At 72.5% G+C, this 22097-nt stretch carries 23 protein-coding genes; 13 read left to right on the plus strand and 10 right to left on the minus strand.

Annotated elements, in window-relative coordinates; genetic code table 11:
• Positions 1–80: 80 nt before the first annotated feature.
• On the minus strand, positions 81–1652 hold the full coding sequence (locus tag PVK37_RS28940) for an NYN domain-containing protein (protein ID WP_275030982.1): 1572 nt from the start codon (positions 1650–1652) through the stop codon (positions 81–83).
• Between the two features lie 135 nt (positions 1653–1787).
• Between PVK37_RS28940 and PVK37_RS28945 the strand changes: the two genes are divergently transcribed.
• The 5 genes from PVK37_RS28945 to PVK37_RS28965 all read left to right on the plus strand — a co-directional run bounded on the left by PVK37_RS28945 (position 1788) and on the right by PVK37_RS28965 (position 7287).
• Entirely contained in the window at positions 1788–3542 is a 1755-nt protein-coding gene (locus PVK37_RS28945) for a DEDD exonuclease domain-containing protein (protein ID WP_275030983.1), read from the plus strand.
• 128 nt (positions 3543–3670) lie between these two features.
• Positions 3671–5455 (plus strand): RelA/SpoT family protein, encoded by a 1785-nt coding sequence (locus tag PVK37_RS28950; RefSeq protein WP_275035267.1) that lies wholly within the window; start codon positions 3671–3673, stop codon positions 5453–5455.
• A gap of 55 nt (positions 5456–5510) precedes the next feature.
• A complete protein-coding gene (locus PVK37_RS28955; RefSeq protein WP_275030984.1) occupies positions 5511–6032 on the plus strand; it encodes an NUDIX hydrolase in 522 nt (173 codons plus the stop codon).
• On the plus strand, positions 6029–6874 hold the full coding sequence (locus PVK37_RS28960; protein ID WP_275030985.1) for a nucleotidyltransferase family protein: 846 nt from the start codon (positions 6029–6031) through the stop codon (positions 6872–6874). The genes PVK37_RS28955 and PVK37_RS28960 overlap by 4 nt, the downstream gene beginning before the upstream one ends.
• Positions 6875–6999: 125 nt before the next feature.
• On the plus strand, positions 7000–7287 hold the full coding sequence (locus tag PVK37_RS28965; RefSeq protein WP_275030986.1) for an Lrp/AsnC family transcriptional regulator: 288 nt from the start codon (positions 7000–7002) through the stop codon (positions 7285–7287).
• Positions 7288–7393: 106 nt separating this feature from the next.
• On the opposite strand, the gene PVK37_RS28970 is transcribed toward PVK37_RS28965, so the two are convergent.
• The 5 genes from PVK37_RS28970 to ctaE all read right to left on the minus strand — a co-directional run bounded on the left by PVK37_RS28970 (position 7394) and on the right by ctaE (position 12644).
• A complete protein-coding gene (locus tag PVK37_RS28970; protein ID WP_275030987.1) occupies positions 7394–8095 on the minus strand; it encodes a DUF4142 domain-containing protein in 702 nt (233 codons plus the stop codon).
• 277 nt (positions 8096–8372) lie between these two features.
• A complete protein-coding gene (qcrB, locus tag PVK37_RS28975) occupies positions 8373–10001 on the minus strand; it encodes a cytochrome bc1 complex cytochrome b subunit (RefSeq protein WP_275030988.1) in 1629 nt (542 codons plus the stop codon).
• Entirely contained in the window at positions 9998–11077 is a 1080-nt protein-coding gene (gene qcrA, locus PVK37_RS28980) for a cytochrome bc1 complex Rieske iron-sulfur subunit (RefSeq protein ID WP_275030989.1), read from the minus strand. Before qcrA ends, qcrB begins: the two co-directional genes overlap by 4 nt.
• A gap of 67 nt (positions 11078–11144) precedes the next feature.
• Complete coding sequence (gene qcrC / locus PVK37_RS28985) at positions 11145–11981, minus strand: cytochrome bc1 complex diheme cytochrome c subunit (RefSeq protein ID WP_275030990.1); 837 nt, start codon at positions 11979–11981, stop codon at positions 11145–11147.
• Positions 11982–12044: 63 nt separating this feature from the next.
• Complete coding sequence (gene ctaE / locus PVK37_RS28990; RefSeq protein ID WP_275030991.1) at positions 12045–12644, minus strand: aa3-type cytochrome oxidase subunit III; 600 nt, start codon at positions 12642–12644, stop codon at positions 12045–12047.
• A 108-nt stretch (positions 12645–12752) separates the two neighbouring features.
• On the opposite strand from ctaE, the gene PVK37_RS28995 reads away from it, so the two are divergent.
• From PVK37_RS28995 to PVK37_RS29010, 4 genes are all read left to right on the plus strand, one after another.
• On the plus strand, positions 12753–13712 hold the full coding sequence (locus tag PVK37_RS28995) for a cytochrome c oxidase assembly protein (protein ID WP_275030992.1): 960 nt from the start codon (positions 12753–12755) through the stop codon (positions 13710–13712).
• Between the two features lie 107 nt (positions 13713–13819).
• Positions 13820–14224, plus strand: a complete 405-nt coding sequence (locus PVK37_RS29000; protein ID WP_275030993.1) for a hypothetical protein — start codon at positions 13820–13822, stop codon at positions 14222–14224.
• A 116-nt stretch (positions 14225–14340) separates the two neighbouring features.
• On the plus strand, positions 14341–15387 hold the full coding sequence (gene trpD, locus PVK37_RS29005) for an anthranilate phosphoribosyltransferase (RefSeq protein ID WP_275030994.1): 1047 nt from the start codon (positions 14341–14343) through the stop codon (positions 15385–15387).
• A 226-nt stretch (positions 15388–15613) separates the two neighbouring features.
• Positions 15614–15826 (plus strand): hypothetical protein, encoded by a 213-nt coding sequence (locus PVK37_RS29010; protein ID WP_275030995.1) that lies wholly within the window; start codon positions 15614–15616, stop codon positions 15824–15826.
• 177 nt (positions 15827–16003) lie between these two features.
• On the opposite strand, the gene PVK37_RS29015 is transcribed toward PVK37_RS29010, so the two are convergent.
• Positions 16004–16429: a cytochrome c oxidase subunit 4 gene (locus tag PVK37_RS29015; RefSeq protein WP_275030996.1), complete on the minus strand. Its 426-nt coding sequence runs from the start codon at positions 16427–16429 to the stop codon at positions 16004–16006.
• 10 nt (positions 16430–16439) lie between these two features.
• Positions 16440–17414, minus strand: a complete 975-nt coding sequence (gene ctaC / locus PVK37_RS29020; protein ID WP_275030997.1) for an aa3-type cytochrome oxidase subunit II — start codon at positions 17412–17414, stop codon at positions 16440–16442.
• Positions 17415–17607: 193 nt separating this feature from the next.
• Here ctaC and PVK37_RS29025 point away from each other — a divergent pair, with 193 nt between their 5' ends.
• Positions 17608–18759 carry a cysteine desulfurase family protein gene (locus tag PVK37_RS29025; protein WP_275030998.1) on the plus strand — a complete coding sequence of 384 codons (1152 nt, stop codon included), beginning with the start codon at positions 17608–17610 and terminating at the stop codon, positions 18757–18759.
• 188 nt (positions 18760–18947) lie between these two features.
• A complete protein-coding gene (locus PVK37_RS29030) occupies positions 18948–19154 on the plus strand; it encodes a sulfurtransferase TusA family protein (RefSeq protein ID WP_275035268.1) in 207 nt (68 codons plus the stop codon).
• A 175-nt stretch (positions 19155–19329) separates the two neighbouring features.
• On the opposite strand, the gene PVK37_RS29035 is transcribed toward PVK37_RS29030, so the two are convergent.
• Complete coding sequence (locus tag PVK37_RS29035; protein WP_275030999.1) at positions 19330–19629, minus strand: hypothetical protein; 300 nt, start codon at positions 19627–19629, stop codon at positions 19330–19332.
• A 110-nt stretch (positions 19630–19739) separates the two neighbouring features.
• Here PVK37_RS29035 and PVK37_RS29040 point away from each other — a divergent pair, with 110 nt between their 5' ends.
• Both PVK37_RS29040 and PVK37_RS29045 read left to right on the plus strand, forming a co-directional pair.
• The gene (locus PVK37_RS29040; RefSeq protein ID WP_275031000.1) at positions 19740–20588 is read left to right on the plus strand and encodes a helix-turn-helix domain-containing protein; all 849 of its coding nucleotides are present in this window, start codon (positions 19740–19742) and stop codon (positions 20586–20588) included.
• 14 nt (positions 20589–20602) lie between these two features.
• On the plus strand, positions 20603–20800 hold the full coding sequence (locus PVK37_RS29045; protein ID WP_275031001.1) for a DUF397 domain-containing protein: 198 nt from the start codon (positions 20603–20605) through the stop codon (positions 20798–20800).
• Positions 20801–20949: 149 nt separating this feature from the next.
• Here PVK37_RS29045 and PVK37_RS29050 read toward each other — a convergent pair whose 3' ends face one another.
• Entirely contained in the window at positions 20950–21930 is a 981-nt protein-coding gene (locus tag PVK37_RS29050; protein WP_275031002.1) for a carbohydrate kinase family protein, read from the minus strand.
• Between the last annotated feature and the right edge of the window lie 167 nt (positions 21931–22097).

Raw genomic sequence — 22097 nt, forward strand, 5'->3', positions numbered from 1 at the left:
CACCGTCGGTCATCACGACGGTAGGTCAGGGGTACGACAGATTCGCCCGTCCGGGGAGGATCCGGCCCCACCCGGCGTGCTCAGGACCGGGCGAGCCGCCGCAGCAGCGAGTCCGCGCCGAGCGGGTACGCGCCGTGCCGGCGTACCCCGTCCGCGACCTCACGGTCGGAGGAGATCACCACCACCGGCCGGCCCGGCGGTTCGGCCCGGACCAGGCGGCGGATCAGCTCGTCGGCGGTCTCCCCCTTGCGGGAGAAGAGCACCCGGACCCCGCGCGGGGCCGGCGGCAGCCCGTGCATCCGTTCCGCGCCGTCGAAGACCACGGTGACCTCGTCGCCGGTCTGTGCGGCGATCCCGCCGAGACCGGTGATCAGGCGCTTGCGCTGCTGCTCCAGGGACATGTCACCGAAGCCGCGCTTGGTCACGTTGTAGCCGTCCACCACCAGGTGCGCGCGGGGCAGCGCGAGCAGCTGGTCCAACCGGGCCGGATCGTCGGTGTCCCGGGCCCGGGCGGCCGGACCGGCCGGGGCCGTGGTCGGCTGGTCGGCGAAGGTGTCGGCGACGAAGTCGGCGGGCAGCCGGTCCACCGGGTCCAGGGCCAGCTCGCGGCGGAGCCCGACGGCCGCCTGGCCGATCGTCTCCAGCAGCAGCCACAGCCGGGCGTCGTCGACCGACCGGGCCTCCTTCGCGCTGGCCCGGGCCACTCCGGCGGCGGCTTCCGCCTCGGCCAGCCGGGCCCGGGCCCGACGCAGCTCGGCGTCCAGGTCGGCGGCGGCCCGGGTGGCCCGGCCCCGTTCGGTGGCGAGCAGCTCGTTGGCGCGGCGTTCCCGGGCCTGGGTCTCCCGCAGCGTCCGGGCGAGCACCCGGTGCTCCTCGCGGAGCTGCCCCAACTCGTCGCGGACCCGGGCCAGCTCGTCGCGGAGTTTCTCGGCCTCCACCCGGGCCACCGCCCGGTCGTGTTCGGCCCGGGTGGCCCGCTGCTCGGCCTCCCGGACCAGCTCGGCGACGACCGCGCTGTCCGCCTCGGCGCGTACCGCCGCGCCGCTGGCCTCGATCAGGCTCCGCCAACCGGTGGGCCGGACGAGGTACGCCAACGCGGCCACCTCGACCGGGTCGGCGGCGGCCGGCGCGGTGCCCTCGACCACCGCGGTGCCCAGGTCACCGGCGTCGGCCAGCACCCGGGCGGTGACCCGCTGCCGGAACAGCGGGTCGGCGGTCAGCTGCGTGGCGATGGCCGGCGCGCCGAGCCGGGCCCGCCGGTTGGGGGCGAACTTGGCGACCCGGCGCAGCGGCACCGGCACCTCGTCGCCGGGGAGGCCGGGCAGCACGGCGGCGGTGAGCGCCACGATCCGCTGCCGGACCGGTTCGGGCAGCACCGGCTCGGGCTCCAGCGCCTCCGTCCCGCCGGTCGCCGCCGCAGCGGGAGGCACCTCCGGGCCGGTGGTCGCCTCCGGGCCGGTCGCCGCCTCCGGAGCGGTGCTCGCCTCCGGGACGGTCGTCGCCTCCGGAACGCTGACCGTCTCCGGGACGGTGGTCGCCTCCCGACCGGTCGTCGCGTCCGGAGGGACCGTCGCCTCCGGACCGGCACCGAGCCCAGCGTCGACCGCCCCCTGGTCGGGGAGGGGGTCGTCGGACGGCGCGGTGAGGGGCATGTGGCAAGTCTCCCACCGGGACCGGGCCCACCGCCCGGTGAGTGAGCCGATCTCTCATCCTAAGCCCGTGGTAACGGCTGGGACGGTTGATACGGGAGTGCCGGAGTGTCGCACCCGGCAACTAGCGTGCCGCCCGTGACCGCAGCGGAGTACGTGCAGGAGACGCTGGCCGGGCTGGGGCCGGTCGGCTCGGGCGTGGACCCGGCGCTCCCGCTGCACGCGGTCACCTTCGTGGTGGTCGACCTGGAGACCACCGGCGGCGCGCCGGACGGCGGCGGGATCACCGAGATCGGCGCGGTCAAGGTACGCGGTGGCGAGGAGCTGGGCGTGCTGGGCACCCTGGTCAACCCCGGTCAGCCGGTCCCGCCGTTCATCACCGTGCTGACCGGCATCACCGAGGCGATGCTGCTGCCGGCGCCGCCGATCGAGCAGGTGCTGCCGAGTTTCCTGGAGTTCATCACCGACGCGGTGCTGGTGGCCCACAACGCCCCGTACGACGTGGGTTTCCTCAAGGCCGCCTGCGCGAAGCACGGCTACCGCTGGCCAAACCCGCGGGTGCTGGACACGGCGGCGCTGGCCCGCCGGGTGCTCACCGCCGACGAGGTGCCCAACCGCAAGCTCGGCACCCTCGCCGCGTACTTCCGGACCGCCACCCGGCCCACCCACCGGGCGCTGGACGACGCCCGGGCCACCGTCGACGTGCTGCACGGGTTGATCGGCCGGCTGGGCGGGCACCGGGTGCACACCCTGGGCGACGCGATCGAGTTCGCCCGGGCGGTCTCCCCCACCCAGCGTCGCAAGCGGTACCTCGCCGAGGGGCTGCCGAAGGCGCCCGGGGTGTACATCTTCCGGGCCGCCGACGACCGGCCGCTCTACGTCGGCACCTCCGGGGACATCGCGACCCGGGTCCGCAGCTACTTCACCGCCGCCGAGAAGCGGGCCCGGATCTCCGAGATGCTGGCCGCCGCCGAGCGGGTGGAGGCGGTCGAGTGCGCCCACTCCCTGGAGGCGGAGGTACGGGAGCTGCGGTTGATCGCGGCGCACGCCCCGCCGTACAACCGGCGGTCGAAGTTCCCCGAGCGGGTGGTCTGGCTGAAGCTCACCGGCGGGCCGTACCCGCGGCTGTCGGTGGTCCGGGAGGTCGGGCCGGCCGACGACGCGTACCTGGGGCCGTTCGGGTCGCGGCGGGCGGCGGAGCTGGCGGCGGCGGCGTTCCACGACGCGCTGCCGCTGCGCCAGTGCACGCACCGCCTGTCGCTGCGGGTGGTGACGCCGGCCTGCGCGCTGGCCGAGCTGGGTCGCTGCCCGGCGCCCTGCGAACACCGGATCACCCCCGAGGAGTACGACCACCGCGCGGCGCTGCCGTTCCGCACCGCCACCGTGAGCGATCCGCAGCCGGTGGTGGACGCGCTGCTGGCCCGGATCGACGCGCTCGCCGCCGACCAGCGGTACGAGGAGGCGGCGGTGGTCCGGTCCCGGCTGGCGGCGGTGCTGCGGGCCACGGTACGGATGCAACGACTGGCCGGGCTGACCCGGATCGCCGAGCTGGCCGCCGCCCGGCCGGCCGCCGGTGGCGGCTGGGAGCTGGCGCTGGTGCGGCACGGCCGGCTCGCCGGAGCCGGGGTCTCCCCACCGAGGGTCCACCCTCGACCGACGTTGCAGCTGATCCGGGCCACCGCCGAGACGGTCTCACCCGGGCACGGGCCGGTCCCGGCGGCCACCGCCGAGGAGACCGAACGGATCCTGTCCTGGTTGGAGCGACCGGAGACCCGGCTGGTCGAGATGTCGTCCGGTTGGTCCTCTCCGGTCGGCGGCGCGGCCCGGTTCCGGAGCCTGCTGGCGAAAGCGGAAGACGCGGTGTCGGCCCAACTATCGACCGAACGCTCATGAGCAACTGACCAAACGGATGACGGGACCTCACATAGGCTGTTAGAGAAGTGCAGTCCTGCCCGTTTCGTGGGCCTGCTCCCGGTTATCGGAGAAGGTGACCGTGGAGCCAGGGTGAGGAGGTGTCCCAGGTGGACGTCGACGCCGGACACGGCGCCGCCCTGGGGGGCGCCCTTCCCACACCGGCCGGCGACCTGCCGCTGGCCCGCCGCCTGCGGTCGCTGCTGTCCTGGCCGGCCGCCGACAACGACCCGGTCACCCAGCTGGTCCGCGCCCACCGGGGCATCCATCCGAGCGCCGACGCGGCGGTGCTGCGCAAGGCGTACTCCATCGCGGAGAACATGCACCGCGGCCAGTTCCGCAAGAGCGGTGAGCCGTACATCACCCACCCGTTCGCGGTCGCGCAGATCTGCGCGGACCTGGGCATGGACACCACCACCCTGGTCGCCGCGCTGCTGCACGACACGGTGGAGGACACCCGCTACACCCTCCAGGCGCTGGCCGGGGACTTCGGCCACGAGGTGGCCCACCTGGTCGACGGGGTGACCAAGTTCGACAAGGCGTTCTACGGCAAGGCCGCCGAGGCGGAGACCATCCGGAAGATGATCATCGCGGCGGGCAAGGACGTCCGGGTCCTGATCATCAAGCTGGCCGACCGGCTGCACAACATGCGGACCCTCGGCGTCCGCTCGGCGGCCTCCCGCAACCGGATCGCCACCAAGACCCTCGACGTGCTGGTGCCGCTCTGCGACCGGCTCGGCATCCAGGCCCTCAAACGCGAGCTGGACGACGTGGTGCTGCTGCACCTCCAGCCGGAGGAGTACACCCGCATCCAGCGGTTCGTGCACGACCGGCCGGGCTGGGACGCGTACCTGCGGGAGGTCACCGCCCGGACCCGGGTGGCGCTGCGCCGCAGCCGGGTGGACGCGACCGTGGACCCCCGGCCCCGGCACCTCTACTCGATCTGGAAGGACACCGTCGCCGGCAACCACGCCATGCCGTTCGACCTGCCCCGGATCGCGATCGTGGTGGACGGTCCGGCCACCGACTGTTACGCCGCCCTCGGCGCGGTGCACGGGCTGTGGCGGCCGGTGCCGGGCCGGTTCAAGGACTTCATTGCCTCCCCGAAGAACAACCTCTACCGCTCGCTGCACACCACCGTGATCGGCCCGCAGGACCGTACCGTCGAGGTGCTGATCCGCACCCAGGAGATGCACCGCAGCGCCGAGTACGGCGTCGCCGCCGACTTCCGCTTCCCCCGCCCGGAAGGCTCGGCCCGCGCCCAGCAACTCGACTGGCTGCGCCGGGTGCTGGACTGGGAGCAGGACGCCCCCGACCCGAACCAGTTCCTCCGGTCGCTGCGCTGCGACCTGTCCGAGGCGCAGATCCAGGTGTTCGCCGAGGGCCGGCAGGTCCTGCTGCCCGCCGGGGCCACCCCGGTCGACCTGGCGTACGAGCTGGGCACCGAGCGGGGCGACCGGTGCCTCGCCGCCAAGATCAACGGCCGGCTGGCGCCGCTGTCCTCGCAGCTCGACGAGGGCGACGTGGTGGAGATCTTCACCGAGACCGACACCGACAACGGCCTCGACCCGCTCGGCGTGCCCCGGGGGCCCCGCCGGGAATGGCTGGACTTCGTCAAGTCGCCGCACGCCCAGATGCAGATCAACCGGTGGTTCGCCGACCACACCGAGCCGGGCATCTCGATCGCCGACAAGGTCCGGCTGGGCCGGGCCACCATCGGCTTGGCGCTGCGCAAGCACGACCGGGGCCTGGCCAGCGACCTGCCGCTGCTGCGGCTGTCCGAGGAGCTCGGCTACCCCGACCTGGAGACCATGCTGGTGGCCGTCTTCGACCGGGCCCTCGAACCGGACACCGTGGTCACCCAGCTCATCGACCTGGTCGACCACCGGCAGTGACGGTTTCCCGCACCCGGTGGCCCGACCGGTACGCCCCGGCCACTAGCCTGAGGGCATGATCCCCCGTTCCCGCGCCACCGCTCGGGCCGTCGTCTACCGGACCTTCTACCGCCTGCCGGTGTCGATGCGCCGACGGCTGGTCCGGCTGACCGTCCCGAAGTACATCGTCGGCGCGGTGACCCTGGTCCGGGACAGCGAGGCGGCCCCACCCGGCCGGCTGCTGCTGCTGCGCCAGCCCCCCGGCCACAGCTGGAGCCTCCCCGCCGGTCTGCTGAAGCGCGGTGAGGACCCGGTGGTGGGCGCGGCCCGTGAGCTGGCCGAGGAGTCCGGCCTCCGGCTCTCCCCCGACCGGTTGCGCCCGGCCGTGCCGAACGCCGTGGTGCACGCCAAGGGCTGGGTGGACGTGGTCTTCGAGGCGGACGTGCCGGCGGCACAGGCCGAGCTGGTGGTCGACGGCGCAGAGGTCTTCGAGGCCGCCTGGCACCGGCTGGACGACCTGCCCCGGCTGAGCCGGGCCACCGCCCGGCTGCTCGCCTACTACGGCATCGGCCCGCTCGCCACCGGGACGGACGCGTGAGCGACGCGGTGCAGGTCTGCGCGGTGGTGCTCGCCGCCGGGGAGGGCACCCGGCTGCGCCCGCTGACCGAACGGCTGCCCAAGGCGCTCTGCCCGGTGGGCAACGTCCCGCTGCTGGACCTGGCCCTGGAGCGGGTCGCCGGGCTCGGCCTGACCGGCCCCGGCCAGGTCGCGGTGAACGCCTGCTACCTGGGTGACCAGGTGGTCCGGCACGTCGGCTCCCGGGCGCACCTCTCGGTCGAGCCGGGTGACCCGCTGGGTACCGCCGGCGGGATCGGCAACCTGCGGGACTGGATCGCCGGCCGGGGCGTACTGGTCGGCAACGCCGACGCCTACCTGGCCCATCCGGACGCCGCGCCCGGCCCGGACGTCGCCGCTCTGCTCGACGGTTGGGACGGGGAGACGGTACGCCTGCTCGGCCAGCCCGCGCCGGACCCGGCCGAGCCGGGCACCTTCGACGGCCACCGGTTCGTCGGCTTCTCGCTGCTGCCCTGGCGACTGGTCCGTGACCTGCCGCCGACCTTCGGTGACCTGGTACGCGCGGTCTGGCGGCCGGCGGAGGCGGCCGGGGCGCTGGAGGTGGTGCCGTTCACCGGCACCTTCTACGACACCGGTACCCCCGGCGACTACCTCGCGGCGAACCTGCACGCCGCCGGGGGCGGGTGCCTGCTCGATCCGGGTGCCACGGTGACCGGCCAGTGCCGGCAGGCGGTGGTCGGGGCGGGCGCGACGGTGGCCGGCACGGCCATCCGCGCGGTGGTCTGGCCGGGCGCGACGGTACGCCGGGACGAGTTCCTCCGCGACGCGATCCGGGCCGGCGTAGACCTCACCGTCCCTGCCTGACCCGCAGCGCGGGCACCCACCGCTCTCCGCCCGGCTCGTGCCGGCCTGGCCGGCAGCGCCTGGCCGCACCGGGACCGACCGACCCACTAGCATGGGCTCGACGTCGACGAACGGAGAACTCTCCCGTGATCACCGCCATCGTGCTGATCGACTGCGCCACCGACTCGATTCCCGAGGTGGCCGAGGCGTTGGCCGCTCTGCCCGGGGTCAGCGAGGTCTACTCGGTAGCCGGTCACGTGGATCTGATCGCCATGGTCCGGGTCCGGGAGTTCGAGCAGATCGCCCAGGTGATCGCCGGCAGCATCTCCAAGGTGCCCGGGGTGATCAACACCGAGTCGCACATCGCCTTCCGGGCGTACTCGCAGCACGACCTGGAGGAGGCGTTCGCGATCGGCCTCGCCAACGCCGACTGACCGCCGACGCCCCGCTTCCCCCAGCGCCCGACGGCCGTGGGGCCACCGCCGGACACACCCGTGCGCCGGTCCACCCCGTGGTGGACCGGCGCACCGGGTTCGGTCGTCAGCTACCCGTGGGGGCCGGCGTGACCCCGCCCTGCCCCGGAGCGCTGCGGCTCGGGGCCGGCGTGCTCGCCGGGCCACCCGAGGTGGGCGGCGACGCGGGCCGGCTCACCGACGGGGCCGGAGCGGGCGTACCGCTGGCCCCCGGGCTGGCCGTACCGCTGGCGCTGGCCTGCGGGACCGGGACGCCCAGCTCCTCCGCCAGGGCCACCAGCGAGTCGTAGTGCATCTGGAGGACCGGCAGGGCGTCCTGGGCGAGCTGTACCACGGACTGCTCGGAGCCCTGCGAGATCTCGGTCTGGGTGGCCTGGATGGCCTGGACGTGGCCGGCCAGTTCGGCGGTCACCCACTGCTTGTCGAACTGGGCGCCACTGACGTTGTTGAGCTGGTTCACCACCGCCTGCTGGTCGGCGGTGGGCTCACCCGGCAGGTTGACGTTCAGCTGCTTCGCGATCTGCTGCACCTGCTGGTCGAGCTGCGTGTGGTCGGTGACGAACTGCCCACCGAGCTGCTTGACCTGCTCGTTCTGCCCCTTCTGCTGGGCCAGCTTGCCGGTGACGATCTCGGCCAGGTTCACCTGGTGGATCGCCTGCAGGTACTGGCGGTCCTGGGTCGACGGCTGCGCCGCCTGCGCGGCGGCGGCGGGGGCCAGCCCGGCCAGCGTCAGGGCGACCAGCACCCCGAGCCGTTTCATACCCCTCATGTTTCCCTCCCCGTGGTCGTTGGACCGCACGGATACCCCACTGGCCGGGTTTAACCCCCCGCCGGTGCCGCCGCGCCGAGGGTCGGGTGACGGAGCCACCGACCCGGCACCGACGGCCGGCTACGGCCGGGCCGGAAACGGCCGCGACAGGGTCGGGACCGGCCAGGTCGGCCCGGGAACGGCCAAGGTCGGGGTCCGCGTACCCAACAGGGGCCGGAAACGACGTGACGCCCGCCGGATTCCGGCGGGCGTCACGTGCGGTGTGTCAGTCGGGTGATCAGTGCCGGCTGGGGCCGCTGCCGATCTCCTCACGCTCCGGTCGGGGCTCGACCGGGGGGTGTCCCGGCGAGACCGGGGCCTCGACCGGCTTCTCGATCGGGTAGAAGAAGCCCTTGATGGCCGGGCCGAGCGCGCCGAGCCGGTTCATCTTCTTGGGCACCACCCAGCCGACGTACTCCAGCTCACCGTGGCCGTCGTGGCCGTCACCGGCGCTGAGCGGCTGGTGCACCTCGACGAACCGGCCGTCCGGCAGCCGCCGGATGATGCCGGTCTCCACGCCGTGCGCCAGGACCTCGCGGTCGTGCTGCTGGAGCCCGAGGCAGATCCGGTGCGTGACGTAGTAGGCCAGCGGCGGCAGGATCAGCAGACCGATCCGGCCGGCCCAGGTCATCGCGTTCAGGCTGATCTGGAACTTGTCCGCGATCACGTCGTTCGCGCCGGAGAGCGTCAGGACCAGCCAGAAGGCGATGGCCATCGCGCCGAGGGCGGTCCGGTGCGGAACGTCCCGGGGACGCTGGAGCAGGTTGTGCGCCCGGTAGTCCTTCCGCTGCCGTGCCTCGATGAACGGATACAGCATCGGTAGCACGGTCAGGAAGCCCGGTAGCACCACGGTCGGCCAGAACAGCGGCGGTATGACGTACCCGTCGCCGATCGGGATGGTGACCTCCCAGGCCGGCATGAGTCGGGTCGAACCGTCGAGCATCATGACGTAGAAGTCGGGCTGGCTGGCCGCCGACACCACCCACGCCTCGTACGGGCCGAACAGCCAGATCGGGTTGATCTGGAACAGACCGCCCATCAGCGCGATGACGCCGAAGACGACCATGAAGAAGCCGCCCTGCTTGAGCACGTAGCGCGGGAACATCCGCTCGCCGACCACGTTGTCGTTGGTCCGGCCGGGGCCGGGCCACTGGGTGTGCTTCTGCTTGAAGACCAGGCCGACGTGGGCCCCGATCAGCGCCAGCAGGAGACCCGGGATGAGCAGCACGTGGGCGATGTAGAACCGGCTGATGATGATCTCGCCCGGGAACTCGCCGCCGAAGATCGACGAGGTGACCCACGAGCCGATCACCGGGATGGAGAGCATGATCGCCGAGGCGATCCGCAGGCCGGTGCCGGAGAGGCCGTCGTCCGGGAGCGAGTAGCCGGTGAAGCCGGCCAGGAAGCCGATCCAGAACAGCAGCGAACCGATGATCCAGTTGGTCTCGCGCGGCTTGCGGAACGCGCCGGTGAAGAACACCCGCATCATGTGCACCACGATGGCGGCCATGAACATCAGGGCCGACCAGTGGTGCATCTGCCGCATGATCAGGCCACCACGGACGTCGAACGAGATGTCCAGGCTGGAGGCGTACGCGGCGGACATCGGGGTGCCCCGCAGCGGGGCGTAGCTGCCGTTGTAGATGACCTCGGTCATCGTGGGCTCGAAGAAGAAGGTCAGGAAGACACCGGTCAACAGCAGGACGATGAACGAGAACAGCGCGATCTCGCCCAGCAGGAAGGACCAGTGGTCGGGGAAGACCTTGTTGAGCACCCGGCGCAGCGGGGTCGACACGGCGAACCGGTCGTCCACCCCGGCGGCGGCCTTGCCGGGGACTGCTGCTACGTCAAACTTACGGCGCTTCATGGCCGCTCCCAGAAGTCGGGCCCGACGGTCTCGGTGTAGTCGGACTTTGCCACGAAGAAGCCCTCGGCGTCCACCTCGATCGGCAGCTGCGGCAGACGCCGGCTGGCCGGACCGAAGATGGGCCGGGCGTTGTCGGTGATCAGGAACTGCGACTGGTGGCAGGGGCAGAGCAGCCGGTTGGTCTGCTGCTCGTACAGGCTGGCCGGGCAACCCGCGTGGGTGCAGATCTTCGAGTAGGCGGCGTAGTTGCCCCACATGTAGTCGCCGTGCCCGACCCGGTCGTTGGCCTCGCGGGCCGCCACCGCGTCGGACTCCCGCAGGTGGATCAGCAGCGTCACCGAGTCGGCGTGCTTGTTGCTGACGCCGTTCTCGATACCGGGGAAGACGGTGATCTGACCACCGGCGCTGACGTCGGCCGGGCGGACCGGACGACCGTCCTCGCGGACCAGCCGGATCTTCTCGCCGTTCTCGCCCGGCTTGAAGCCGGTGGTGAACATCTGGTTGTTCTCGTGCGGCTGCTTGAGCAGACCACCGACCAGCGGCGCGGCGGCCACCGCGCCGACCGGGGCCAGCCCGGCCAGCAGCGAGATGCCGAGCAGCGGACGACGCTTCACGCCCAGCTCGTCGGCGACGTACAGCATGGTCTGGCCGGTGATCCGGCGGCCCTCGGCGTCCACCTCGCCCTCGTGCCGGTCCTGGATGGCGACCTCCTTGGGCAGCAACTTCTTGCCCCAGGTGAGGATGCCGAAACCGATGCCGAGCAGGGCCACGCCGAGCGTCAGGCCGAGCAGCGGAGTGTAGTAGTTGTAGCCGCTGCTGCCCGGCTTGTACTCCCAGGGCCACCAGATGTAGACGACCAGGAAGGCGGTCGCGGCGAGGCCGGTCAGCAGGAAGAACGAGGCCACCAGCCGGGTGGTCCGCCGCTCGGCCTTGCTGCCGGGGACGAACTGCGGCTCGTAGTGGACGATCTCGATGTCGTCCCGGCGCAGACCCTCGCGGACGATGTCGAACCGGGTCAGCTCGGGGTCGTCGAAGTCGAGGGGCTCCCGGGCCGGGTTCTCGGTGTGCGTGCTCATGCCGTCACCTCGCTACGGGCGGTGCCGAGCGCGGGCACCACGGCGCTGAATCGAATGATTCGCTCGGTCACGACTTGCCCGCAATCCACAGGGCAGCGAAGACGAGCGCGACGATGCCGACCAGGAAGATGGCCAGGCCCTCGGTCGAGGGGCCGTACCGCCCCAGGTTGAACCCGCCCGGGTCCTGGTCGGTCTTCAGGGTCTCCTGGATGTAGGCGATGATGTCCGCCTTCTGCTCCGGAGTGATCTGGTTGTCGCCGAACACCGGCATGTTCTGCGGGCCGCTGAGCATCGCGGCGTAGATCTGCCGGTCGCTGGCGGGCGCGAGGCTCGGCGCGTACTTGCCGGAGGAGAGGGCGCCACCGCCACCGCCGAAGGCGTGGCACTGCGAGCAGTTGATGCGGAACAGCTCGCCGCCGGTGGAGACGTTGGCGTCCGCGCGCAGGTCACCCTCGGGGACCTGCGGGCCACCGCCGAGTTCCTGGATGTACTGGGCGAGCTGACGGGTCTGCTCGTCGGTGAAGACCGGGGTCTTCCGCTCGGCCTGCGCCTCCTGCCGGGCCATCGGCATCCGACCGGAGCTGACCTGGAACTCGACCGACGCCGCGCCGACGCCGATGAGGCTCGGCCCGCGCCCCTCGACCCCCTGCGCGTTCCGACCGTGGCAGCTCACGCAGCTCACGTCGAACAGCGCCTTGCCCTCGGCGGCGGCTCCGGTGAGCGGCGGGTTGTCCTGCGCCTGCGCGCCCGGGGCGAAGACGGCGTAGGCACCGCCGGCCAGCATGAGCGCGGCGATCAGCCGGACCGCGGCACCCAGCCGGCGGCGGCCCCTGCTGGGCACCACGGACCGCTGGCGGCGCAGCCGCGCGAGCAGGCCGCGTCGGCGGTCGTTGTCAGAAGTCATGACCTGTGTCCTTAACCGGTTGGACCTTGTGTCTCGGGACGGTGCGGCGCCGCGGCGCCAAGATCACTGGAGCCAGTAGATCATGGCGTAGAGCCCGATCCACACCACGTCGACGAAGTGCCAGTAGTAGGACACGACGATGGCCGACGTGGCCTGGGCGGGCGTGAACCGGCCCATGGTGGTGCGGATCATGAAGATGACGAAGGCGATCAGACCACCGGTCACGTGCAGGCCGTGGAACCCGGTGGTCAGGTAGAACATCGACCCGTACCCGTCCGAGTTGATCTTGATGCCCTCGTGGACCAGCTCGCGGTACTCGTTGAGCTGACCGAGAACGAAGATCAGGCCCATCACGAAGGTGATGGTGAACCAGCGCCGCAGCGCGTGCACGTCACCCTTCTCGGCGGCGAACACCCCGAGCTGGCAGGTCACCGAGGACATCACCAGGATCACCGTGAAGGTGGTCGCGTACGGGATGTTGAGTGCCTCGGTGTGCTCCGCCCACTGCTCCGGCGCCGCCGCGCGGATGGAGAAGTACATCGCGAACAGGGCCGCGAAGAACATGAGTTCGCTGGAGAGCCAGACGATCGTCCCGACGCTGACCATGTTGGGGCGCGTCAGGGAATGGATCCGGCTCTTATCAATGGCTGGGGCCGCAGTCACGGGCTCATTATTGCTGCCGATCAGGCACCGCGAGCAGCGGGGTGGCATACCCGTCGTTCAGGTGGCCCGACGGAGGGCGTCCGGTTCGCCTGGCCTAGCCTGAAAAGCGTGCTGCACGTCGATCCGATCTTGACAACCGCCACCGCGGCCGGAGCGGGGCGACCGCTCGCCGCCGAGGCGCCGCCGCCGTTCGAGATCACCCGGGTCTTCACCGAGATCCAGTTGGACTCCTGGCTGGCCGTCGGCCTGGTGCTGGCCGCCGGACTCTACCTGTACGGGGTGCACCGGCTGCGGGTACGCGGGGACCGCTGGCCGATCGCCCGGACGGTGTTCTTCCTCGGTCCCGGGCTGGGTGGCATCGCCTCGGTCACGCTCAGCGGCGTCCACGCCTACGACACCGCCCTGCTGTCGGTGCACATGGTCCAGCACATGGTGCTCTCCATGGTCGCGCCGATCTTCCTGGCGCTCGGCGCCCCGGTCACCCTGGCGCTGCGTACCCTGCCGAAGGAGCCCCGGCGGCGGCTGCTGGCCGTCGTGCACAGCCGGATCGTGCGGATCTGGACCTTCCCGCTGGTCGCCTTCACGATCTTCGTGGTCAACCCGTTCGTGCTCTACTTCACCGACCTCTACCGGTACACCCTCGAGCACGTCTGGGCGCACGAGCTGATGCACGCCCACTTCATCATGACCGGCTGCGTGTTCTTCTGGCCGCTACTCGGCCTGGACCCGCTCCCCGGGCGCTGGCCGTACCCGGCCCGGGCGCTGCTGATGGTGCTCTCCGTGCCGTTCCACACCGTGCTCGGCCTGACCGTCATGCAGAGCACCACCCTGTTCGGCGGCGACTGGTACCCGTCGCTCGACCTGTCCTGGTCCGACCCCTGGGACGACCAGGTCGTCGCCGGGGGCATCCTCTGGGCCGGCGGGGAGTTCGTCAGCATCACCATGCTGGCCGTCCTGGTGGTGCAGTGGGTCCGGCAGTCCGAGCGGGAGGCCCGGCGGGTCGACCGCGACCTGGACCGGCAGGAGGCCCAGCAGGCCCGGGAGAGCGCCGCCGGCGCCCCCGCCTGACGGCGCGCGAACGGCACGGCGGCACCGGCCGCGCCGGGCGGGACGTCGGCCGGCCCGGACCGACCGGTACGATCGGCGGCAGCTACGAGGTGGGAGCAAAGCCAGCGATGAGCGATCGTCTTTACACCGTCCTGCTCTACAGCGACGACCCGCAGGTGCGCGACCGGATGCGGCTGGCCGTGGGCACCCGTCCCGCCGCCGACCTGCACGTCGAGTTCGTCGAGGCGGCCAGCTACGCCGAGTGCATCCGGCTGGTCGACGACTACGAGATCCACCTGATGCTGCTCGACGGCGAGGCGACCCCGGCCGGGGGCATCGGCATCGCCCGGCAGATCAAGGACGACCGGGCGGACGCTCCCCCGACCTGCGTGGTGATCGCCCGGGCCGCCGACCGTTGGCTGGCCGCGTACGCCGAGGTCGACGCGACCCTGGTGCACCCGCTCGACCCGGTGACCACCGGCCGTACCATCGCCGAGCTGCTGCGCCGGCAGGCCGTCGACCGGGTCGGCTGACCGACTCCCCCCGACGCGGTCCGGGCCCGCCCGGGTTTCCGTGATCGTCCGGCCCGGCCCGTCACCGTCGACCCCGGGCCCCACCCGCATCCCACGTCTGCTCGGGAGGGCCCACCATGGGCGATCGGACCTGGCCGCACCTGCTCGCCGCGCTGCTGCGCGGCGAGGAACTCCCCACCGCCGACACCGCGTGGGCGATGGGCGAGATCATGGCGGGCGCGGCCACCCCGGTCCAGATCGCCACCTTCGCCGTCGGGCTGCGGGCCAAGGGCGAGACGCCCACCGAGCTGGCCGGCCTGGTCGAGGCGATGCTCGGCAGCGCGGTCCCGGTCACGCTGCCCGAGCAGACCAGGGCCACCGCGCTGGACGTGGTCGGCACCGGCGGTGACCTCGCCCACACGGTCAACATCTCGACCATGGCGGCCCTGGTGGTGGCCGGGGCGGGGGTCCGGGTGGTCAAGCACGGCAACCGGGCCGCCTCCTCCTCGTGCGGCACGGCCGACCTGCTCGAGTTCCTCGGCGTACCGCTGGATCTCGACCCGGACCAGGTGGCCCGGTGCGTGGCCGAGGCCGGCATCGGGTTCTGCTTCGCCGGGCGGTTCCACCCGGGCATGCGGCACGCCGGCCCGGTCCGCCGGGAGATCGGCGTACCCACGTTCTTCAACTTCCTCGGCCCGCTGAGCAACCCGGCCCGCCCCCGGGCCGGCGCGGTCGGCTGCTTCGACCTGCGGATGGCGCCGGTGATGGCCGCGGTCTTCGCCGCCCGGGGCGACTCGGTCCTGGTGATGCGGGGCGAGGACGGGCTGGACGAGTTCAGCACCGCCGCACCGACCCGCTTCTGGGTGGCCCAGTCCGGCACTGTCAGGGAGACGCTGCTGGACTCGACCGACCTCGGGGTACCCCGGGCCACCCTCGCCGACCTACGGGGCGCTGACGCCCCGTACAACGCCGACGTGGCCCGTCGGCTGCTGGCCGGTGAGCGCGGGCCGGTACGCGACGCGGTGCTCGTCAACGCCGCCGCCGCGCTCGCCACCCAGGGCCCGCTCGACGGCGACCTCGGTACCGCGGTCCGCGCCGGCCTGGACCGGGCCGCCGAGTCCATCGACTCCGGTGCGGCGGCCAAGGCCCTGGACCGCTGGGTCGAGGTGGCCCGCTCGGTCTGAGCCCCGGCCCCGTCCGCCGGTGCCCTGGCCCTCCGTCCGCTCCCTGACCCGTCGTCGGCGCCCTGACCTGCCGGCCGCCGGCCGGGTCCGGCCCCGGGCGGGGTTGTCGTACCGGCGTGCCAAACTACGCCCCGAGTAGTTTTCCGCCGCTGCCGATGCCTGCGGAACGCGCCCGGCGCAGTCGTCACCGCCGGTCCCGGCAGCCCCCTGAGGAAAGGAGACGCCCGTGTCGGAGCGCGAGCTGTACTGCGAGAGCTGCCAGGGCGTCCAGCCGTTCGAGGTCCCGCCGTGTGTCGACGGCCACGGGGCCGACTGCCCCGAGCTGGCCTGCACCGGGTGCGGGTCGGCCCTGGTGATCGCCACCTTCACCTTCCGGCCGATCCGGCTGGCCGACCGGCGGCGGGCGGCCCGACGCCCGGCGCACCGCCGGGCCGCCTGACCCTGCATACACCGAAGGCCGCCTCCCGAAGAGGGAGGCGGCCTTCGCCGTGGTCGTCCGAGGCCCGCCGGTGCGGCCGGGCCGTCCTCCAGCACCCGCTCAGTAATCGGCGGTGCGCCGGGGGCTCAGTGCTCGACGATGCGCAGGGTGCTCAATGCTCGACGATGCCGAGGATGCTCAGTGCTCGGCGGTGCGCCGGGTGCCGGTGTAGTACTCGAAGAGCAGCCCCGAGGCGGCCAGGGTGACCGCCACCAGGCCGAGGCCCAGCAGCCAGAACTGCCAGAGCACCAGGCCCATCCCGGCGGTCGCGGCGGCCAGCGCCAGACCGAACGGCCAGTAGCTGCCCGGGCTGAAGAAGCCGATCTCGCCCGCGCCGTCGGCGATCTCACCGTCGGCCCGGTCCTCCGGCCGCAGGTCGATCCGGCGGGCGACGAACCAGAAGAAGCCGCCGCACATGGCGCAGAGCAGGAACGACAGCAGCAGGGCCACCGTGCCGACCCACTCGACCCGACCGGTGTCGCCGTGCGTCCAGAAGCCGTACAGGCCGGTGGCGAAGAGCAGGAACGCCGCGATGACGGAGAAGATCTTCCACTCGGTACGCATGCCCGCCTCCTCAGCGTCCCGCGCCGGCCGACGCGTCGGACGCGTTGTTGAAGTTGCTCCCGGTCCGCCGGGTGTCGAACGGCCGGGTGGTCGTCGCGTACGGCTCCTCACCGATCGCCTCGAGCGCCTCCTGGGTCGACCGGCCGTCCCGCTTGGCGGCGAGGAACTGGTCGTACTCCTGCGGCGACACGACCCGCAGCTCGAAGTTCATGAAGGCGTGGTAGCTGCCGCACAGCTCGGCGCAGCGGCCGACGTACGCGCCCTCGGCCACCAACTCGGAGACCTCGAACTCGTTGCGCACGTTGCCGGGCATGACGTCCCGCTTGAAGAGCAGCTCCGGCACCCAGAACGAGTGGATGACGTCCTTGCTGGTCTCCTCGAACCGGATCGACCGGCCGGTCGGCAGCACCAGCACCGGGATGACCTCGCTGGTGCCGAGCACCGAGGCGACGGTGTTGGCGTCCTTGCCGAGCCCGTCCCGGTAGTTGAACTGCCAGTTCCACTTGAACGCGACGACCTCGACCACCACGTCCGGGTTCGGCGTCCGCCGCTCGACGTCGGTCTGCACGATCGCGGTGTAGTAGAACAGCACGGAGACGACCAGGATCGGCGCGATGGTGTAGAGGAACTCCATCGGCATGTTGAACCGGGTCTGCACGGGCAGCTCGTTACCGCGCTTGCGGTACCGCACGATGCACCAGAAGATCAGGCCCCAGACGAAGACCCCGACCGCGAGCGCCGCGATGCAGGACGCGATCCACAGGTCGTACATCCGCCGGGACTCGGCCGAGATGCCGCCCTCCGGCCAACCGAACCCGCCGAACGCCGCACCGACGTCACACCCCGTCAGCAGGACCAGCGTCGCCGCTGCACCGAGACCGAGCCCGGCGAGCCGACCGGCACTCCGACCCCGGCGCCCACCGGCTCCTGGGGAAGCACTGTGCCGTACGGCCGTCGACCGTACCTCCGAACTCCTTGCGACCACCTGGTCCTGCCTCCCTAGCGCGCCGCGGTGTCTGGTCGGTGACCGCCCGGCCGGGCGGAGTGACAGCACCGGCGGCAAAGGCGTCACCGACGGTCGCAGATTACTCGACCATGACGGACCGGACCGCCCTGGGGTCACGTGTCCACCACGGTAGGGGGATGTCAGCGCCGGTCCGCGCGCTACGTTGGCACCCGTGAGCGCTCCCCCGGTCTACCTGGACGCGGCCACCGCCGCACCGCTGCACCCGGTCGCGCGGCAGGCGCTGTCGGCCGCCCTGGCGGACGGCTGGGCCGACCCCGGGCGGCTCTACAGCCAGGCCCGCCGGGCCCGCCAGCTCCTCGACGCGGCGCGCGCCGCCGCCGCCGAAACCCTCGGGGTACGCCCCGACGAGCTCTCCTTCACCGCGAACGGCACCACCGCGGCGCACGCGGCGGTGCTGGGCGGGCTGGCCGGGCGACGTCGGGCCGGGGCGACCCTGGTGCACTCGGCGATCGAACACTCGGCGGTGCTGCACGCCGCCGAGCGGCACGTCGCCGCCGGCGGGTCGGCGGTGTCCGTGCCGGTGGACCGGCTGGGACGGGTCGACCTGGCCGCCTGGTCGGACGCGGTACGCGCCCCCGGAGTGGCCTGGGCCGCCCTGATCGCCGCCAGCCACGAGGTGGGCACCGTCCAGCCGGTGGCCGAGGCCGCCGCCGCATGCGCCGCCGCCGGGGTACCGCTGGCCGTGGACGCCGCCCAGGTGGTCGGCCGGCTGCCGCTGCCCGGCGGCTGGTCGGTGCTGACCGCCAGCGCGCACAAGTGGGGTGGGCCGGCGGGCGTGGGGCTGCTGGTGGTCCGCAAGGGCACCCGCTGGGAGTCGCCGTGGCCGGCCGACGACCGCGAGTCGGGGCGTACCCCGGGGTCGTTGAACCTGCCGGCGGTGGTGGCGGCAGCGGCGAGCCTGCGCGCGGCGGCAGCCGACGCGGCGGCCGAGGCGGCCCGGCTCGCGCCGCTGGTGGACCGGATCCGGGCCCGGGTGGCCGCCGAGGTGCCGGACGTGGAGGTGGTCGGCGACCCGGCCGACCGGCTCCCCCATCTGGTCACCTTCTCCTGCCTGTACGCGGACGGCGAGGCGCTGCTGCACGCGCTGGACCGGCGCGGGTTCGCGGTGTCGTCCGGGTCCTCGTGCACGTCGTCGACGCTGCAGCCGTCACACGTGCTGGCGGCGATGGGGGTGCTGACGCACGGCAACATCCGGGTCAGCCTGCACCGGGACACCACCGAGGCGGACGTCGAGCGTTTCCTGACCGAACTGCCGGGCATCGTCGCCGACCTGCGCGCCCAGGCCGGCGTGGTGGGCCTGTGACCGCCCCTGAGACAGCCGGCCCGCAGGCTGACGCCCCGCAGGCTGGCGGCCCGGGCACCGGGCCGCAGGCGGCCAGGCCGGGCCGGGACGCGGACACCTCCCCGCGAGCGGCCAGGTCGGGTCGGGCCACGGGCTCCGGCCCACGGGCGGACAACCCGGGCCGGGACCCGGACACCGGACCGGTCGCGGTGCTGGACTGTCTCGGGCAGCGCTGCCCACTGCCGGTGATCGCGCTGGCCCGACGGCTGCCGGAGTTGCCGGTCGGCGCGCTGGTCCGGGTGCTCGCCGACGATCCGGCGGCGGCGGTCGACATCCCGGCCTGGTGCCGGATGCGCGGCCAGGAGTTCGTCGGCCCGGTCGACGGCCCCGGCTACGACGTCCGCCGCACCCACTGACCGCCCCGCCCTCCCCCGGCCCCTCCCGCGCCTCCTGCCGGCCCCGGCCCCTACCGCCCCCGGCCCGTCGCGCACCGCCACCTGCCGACCCTTGCCGCGCTCGTGGCACGACCGCCGCACAGATCTTGGACAGTTACCGTCGAGTTTGGACGGTAACCGTCCAAGATCTCGCCGATCAGTCCGTCGGGTGAGTCGCGGCGTCGAGCCAGATCAGCCGGAGTCGGCGACCGACCCGACCGAAGACGCGGACGGCGCTGTCGGCGCTCGGGAACCGGCCGGTGTAGGCGTGGCCGTCGCCGCAGAGCAGGACGCCGTCCGGGAACGCCATGCCCCAGGCGAAGACGGCACCGTCGACCCGGTCGCCGTACTCCTCGCAGATAGCGAAGCGGCGAGGCGCGTACTCGGTGACAAGGTCGACCAGCATCTGGTGGAACTCCTCGGGTGTGCCCAGTGCCGGTGGGGTGCGGTTCGACATGCCCATTCCTCCGTCCGTTCGGAATCGCTATACGTATAGCTGACGCACTTGCGTAACGGAAGGCTCACGGAGAGGATGTGCCGACAGGTGCACGACGAGGAGGTACGACCATGGGTCCACGCAACGACCCGTCCGCGTTGCGGTGGCTGATCGGTGCCGAACTGGCCCGGTACCGACGCGAAGTGCCGATGTCATTGAGCGAGCTGGCCGCCGCCACCGGCATCGGCAAGCCGAAACTCGGCCACATGGAGAGCGGGCGCTACCAGCAGTTCCCCGAGGACGTGGCGGCGGTCCTGCACGCCTGCGGCGCCGACCAGCCAGCCGTCGACCGGCTCACCTCGCTGCTCGGCCGGGCCGACGCCAAGACCTGGTGGGCACCCTGGGCGAACGTCGTACCGGACTGGTTCCGCACCTATGTCGGCCTCGAAGGGCTGGCCGACACCGCGTTCGTCTTCGAGTCGATGGTGATCCCCGGCCTGTTGCAGACCGAGGAGTACGCGCAGGCGCTCACCCTGGGCACCGGTTTCGTCCGCCCGGACCACGCCGAGCGGTTCGTCTCGTTCCGGCAGACCCGGGCCCGGCGGCTCACCGACGACGAGCCGTTGACCCTGCACGCGGTGATCGGGGAAGCGGCCCTGCGGCTGCGGGTCAACGGCGACGAGACCCGTCGTGCCCAGCTCCGCCACCTCGCCGCCATGGCCGAGCTGCCGCACGTCACGGTGCAGGTGCTCCGGCCGGAGGACGGGCCGCACGCCGCAGGCGCGATCGGCAAGTTTGTGCTGCTGGACTTCCCGCACGTCCGGTCGATCGCCTACACCGAGGTGCTCGACGGCGCGATGTACGTGCAGGACCCGGACGGGGTGCGGACATATACGATGGTCGCTGACAACCTGCGCCAGGTCGCTCTCTCACCCGCCGCGTCGCACGCGTTGATCACGGAGCTGGCCGGTGCCCGATAACCCTGGAGGCAGCCGTGTCCACCCCTGACCTGTCCCGCGCCCGTTGGTTCACCAGCAGCCGGAGCACCAACAACGGCGACTGCGTGGAGTGCGCGCTGCTGCCCGACCTGGTCGCCGTACGCGACAGCAAGGACCCGGCCGGCCCGGTGTTGACGTTCACCGACGCGCAGTGGTCCGCCTTCGTCACCGCCCCACCCCGCCCCACCCCCTGACCCCCGTCCAACCGACCCCCCGCCCAACGCGCCCCCTGACCAGCGCGTTGACCATGAAGTTGTTGTCACCTCACCCGGCGTGTCGGGACAACAACTTCATGATCAACAGGGAAGCCCGGAGGGCTGGGGTAAGGCCGGGGAGGGGATGGTCAGGGGAGCAGGTGGGGGCGGACGTCGGCGGCGGCCTCGTCGCCGTACGACTCGCCGAGGCGCTTGACGAACACGGTCGGGTCGACCGTGTACTCCTGGGCGCCGTAGTTCTCCAGGACCAGCGCGGCGGACAGGCAGCCGACCTGGGCGGACCGCTCCAGGCTGAGCCCCCACGAGAAACCGGCGAAGAAACCGGCACGGAAGCCGTCCCCGACGCCGGTCGGGTCCACCGCGCGGGCGTCGGAGAGCGCCGGTACGTGGATCCGCTCGACGTCCCGGCCGACGATTTCCACGCCGTCCTTGCCGAGGGTGGTGACCCGGATGGTCACCCGGTCCAGGAGCTGGGCGTCGGTCAGCCCGGCCTTGCTCTGCAACAGCGACTTCTCGTACTCGTTGGTGAGCAGGTAGGTCGCGCCGTCGATCAGGCTGGCGACCTCCGTACCCTCCATGAACGCGAGCTGCTGGGACGGGTCGGCGGCGAACGGGTAGCCGCGCTCCCGGCACTCCGCCGAGTGGCGCTGCATCGCCTCCGGGTCGTTCGCGCCGATCAGGACCAGGTCGAGCCGGCCGCCGGCCCGCTGGGCGACCGGGGCCAGCTCGATGTTGCGGGCCTCGCTCATCGCCCCGGCGTAGAAGGAGGCGATCTGGCACATCTCGGTGTCCGTGGTGCAGACGAACCGGGCGGTGTGCGCCACCTCGCTGACGTGCACCGAGTCGCAGTCCACCCCGTGCCGCTCCAGCCAGGAGCGGTAGTCGGCGAAGTCGACACCGACCGCGCCGACCAGCAGCGGGGCCAGCCCGAGCTGCCCCATCCCGAAGGCGATGTTCGCGGCGACGCCGCCGCGCCGGACCACCAGGTCGTCGACGAGGAACGAGAGCGAGACCTTGTCCAACTGGTCGGCGATGAGCTGTTCGGAGAACCGCCCGGGGAAGCTCATCAGGTGGTCGGTCGCGATCGAGCCGGTCACGGCGATCTTCATGTCATCCCTCGCGGTCGGCAGCAGAGCGCCGGTCAGCCTACCGGCCCGGTCATCCTCCCATCGGGCCGTCGGTCGGCACATCTCCCTTCGAGCGCCCTTGGCGGTCGAAACCGGGCGATACTCGAGGACGGGACCGGGCGAGGCTCGAGGGACCCGGACCCGGACCC

Source organism: Micromonospora cathayae, assembly GCF_028993575.1.
GTDB classification, from domain to species: Bacteria; Actinomycetota; Actinomycetes; order Mycobacteriales; family Micromonosporaceae; genus Micromonospora; species Micromonospora cathayae.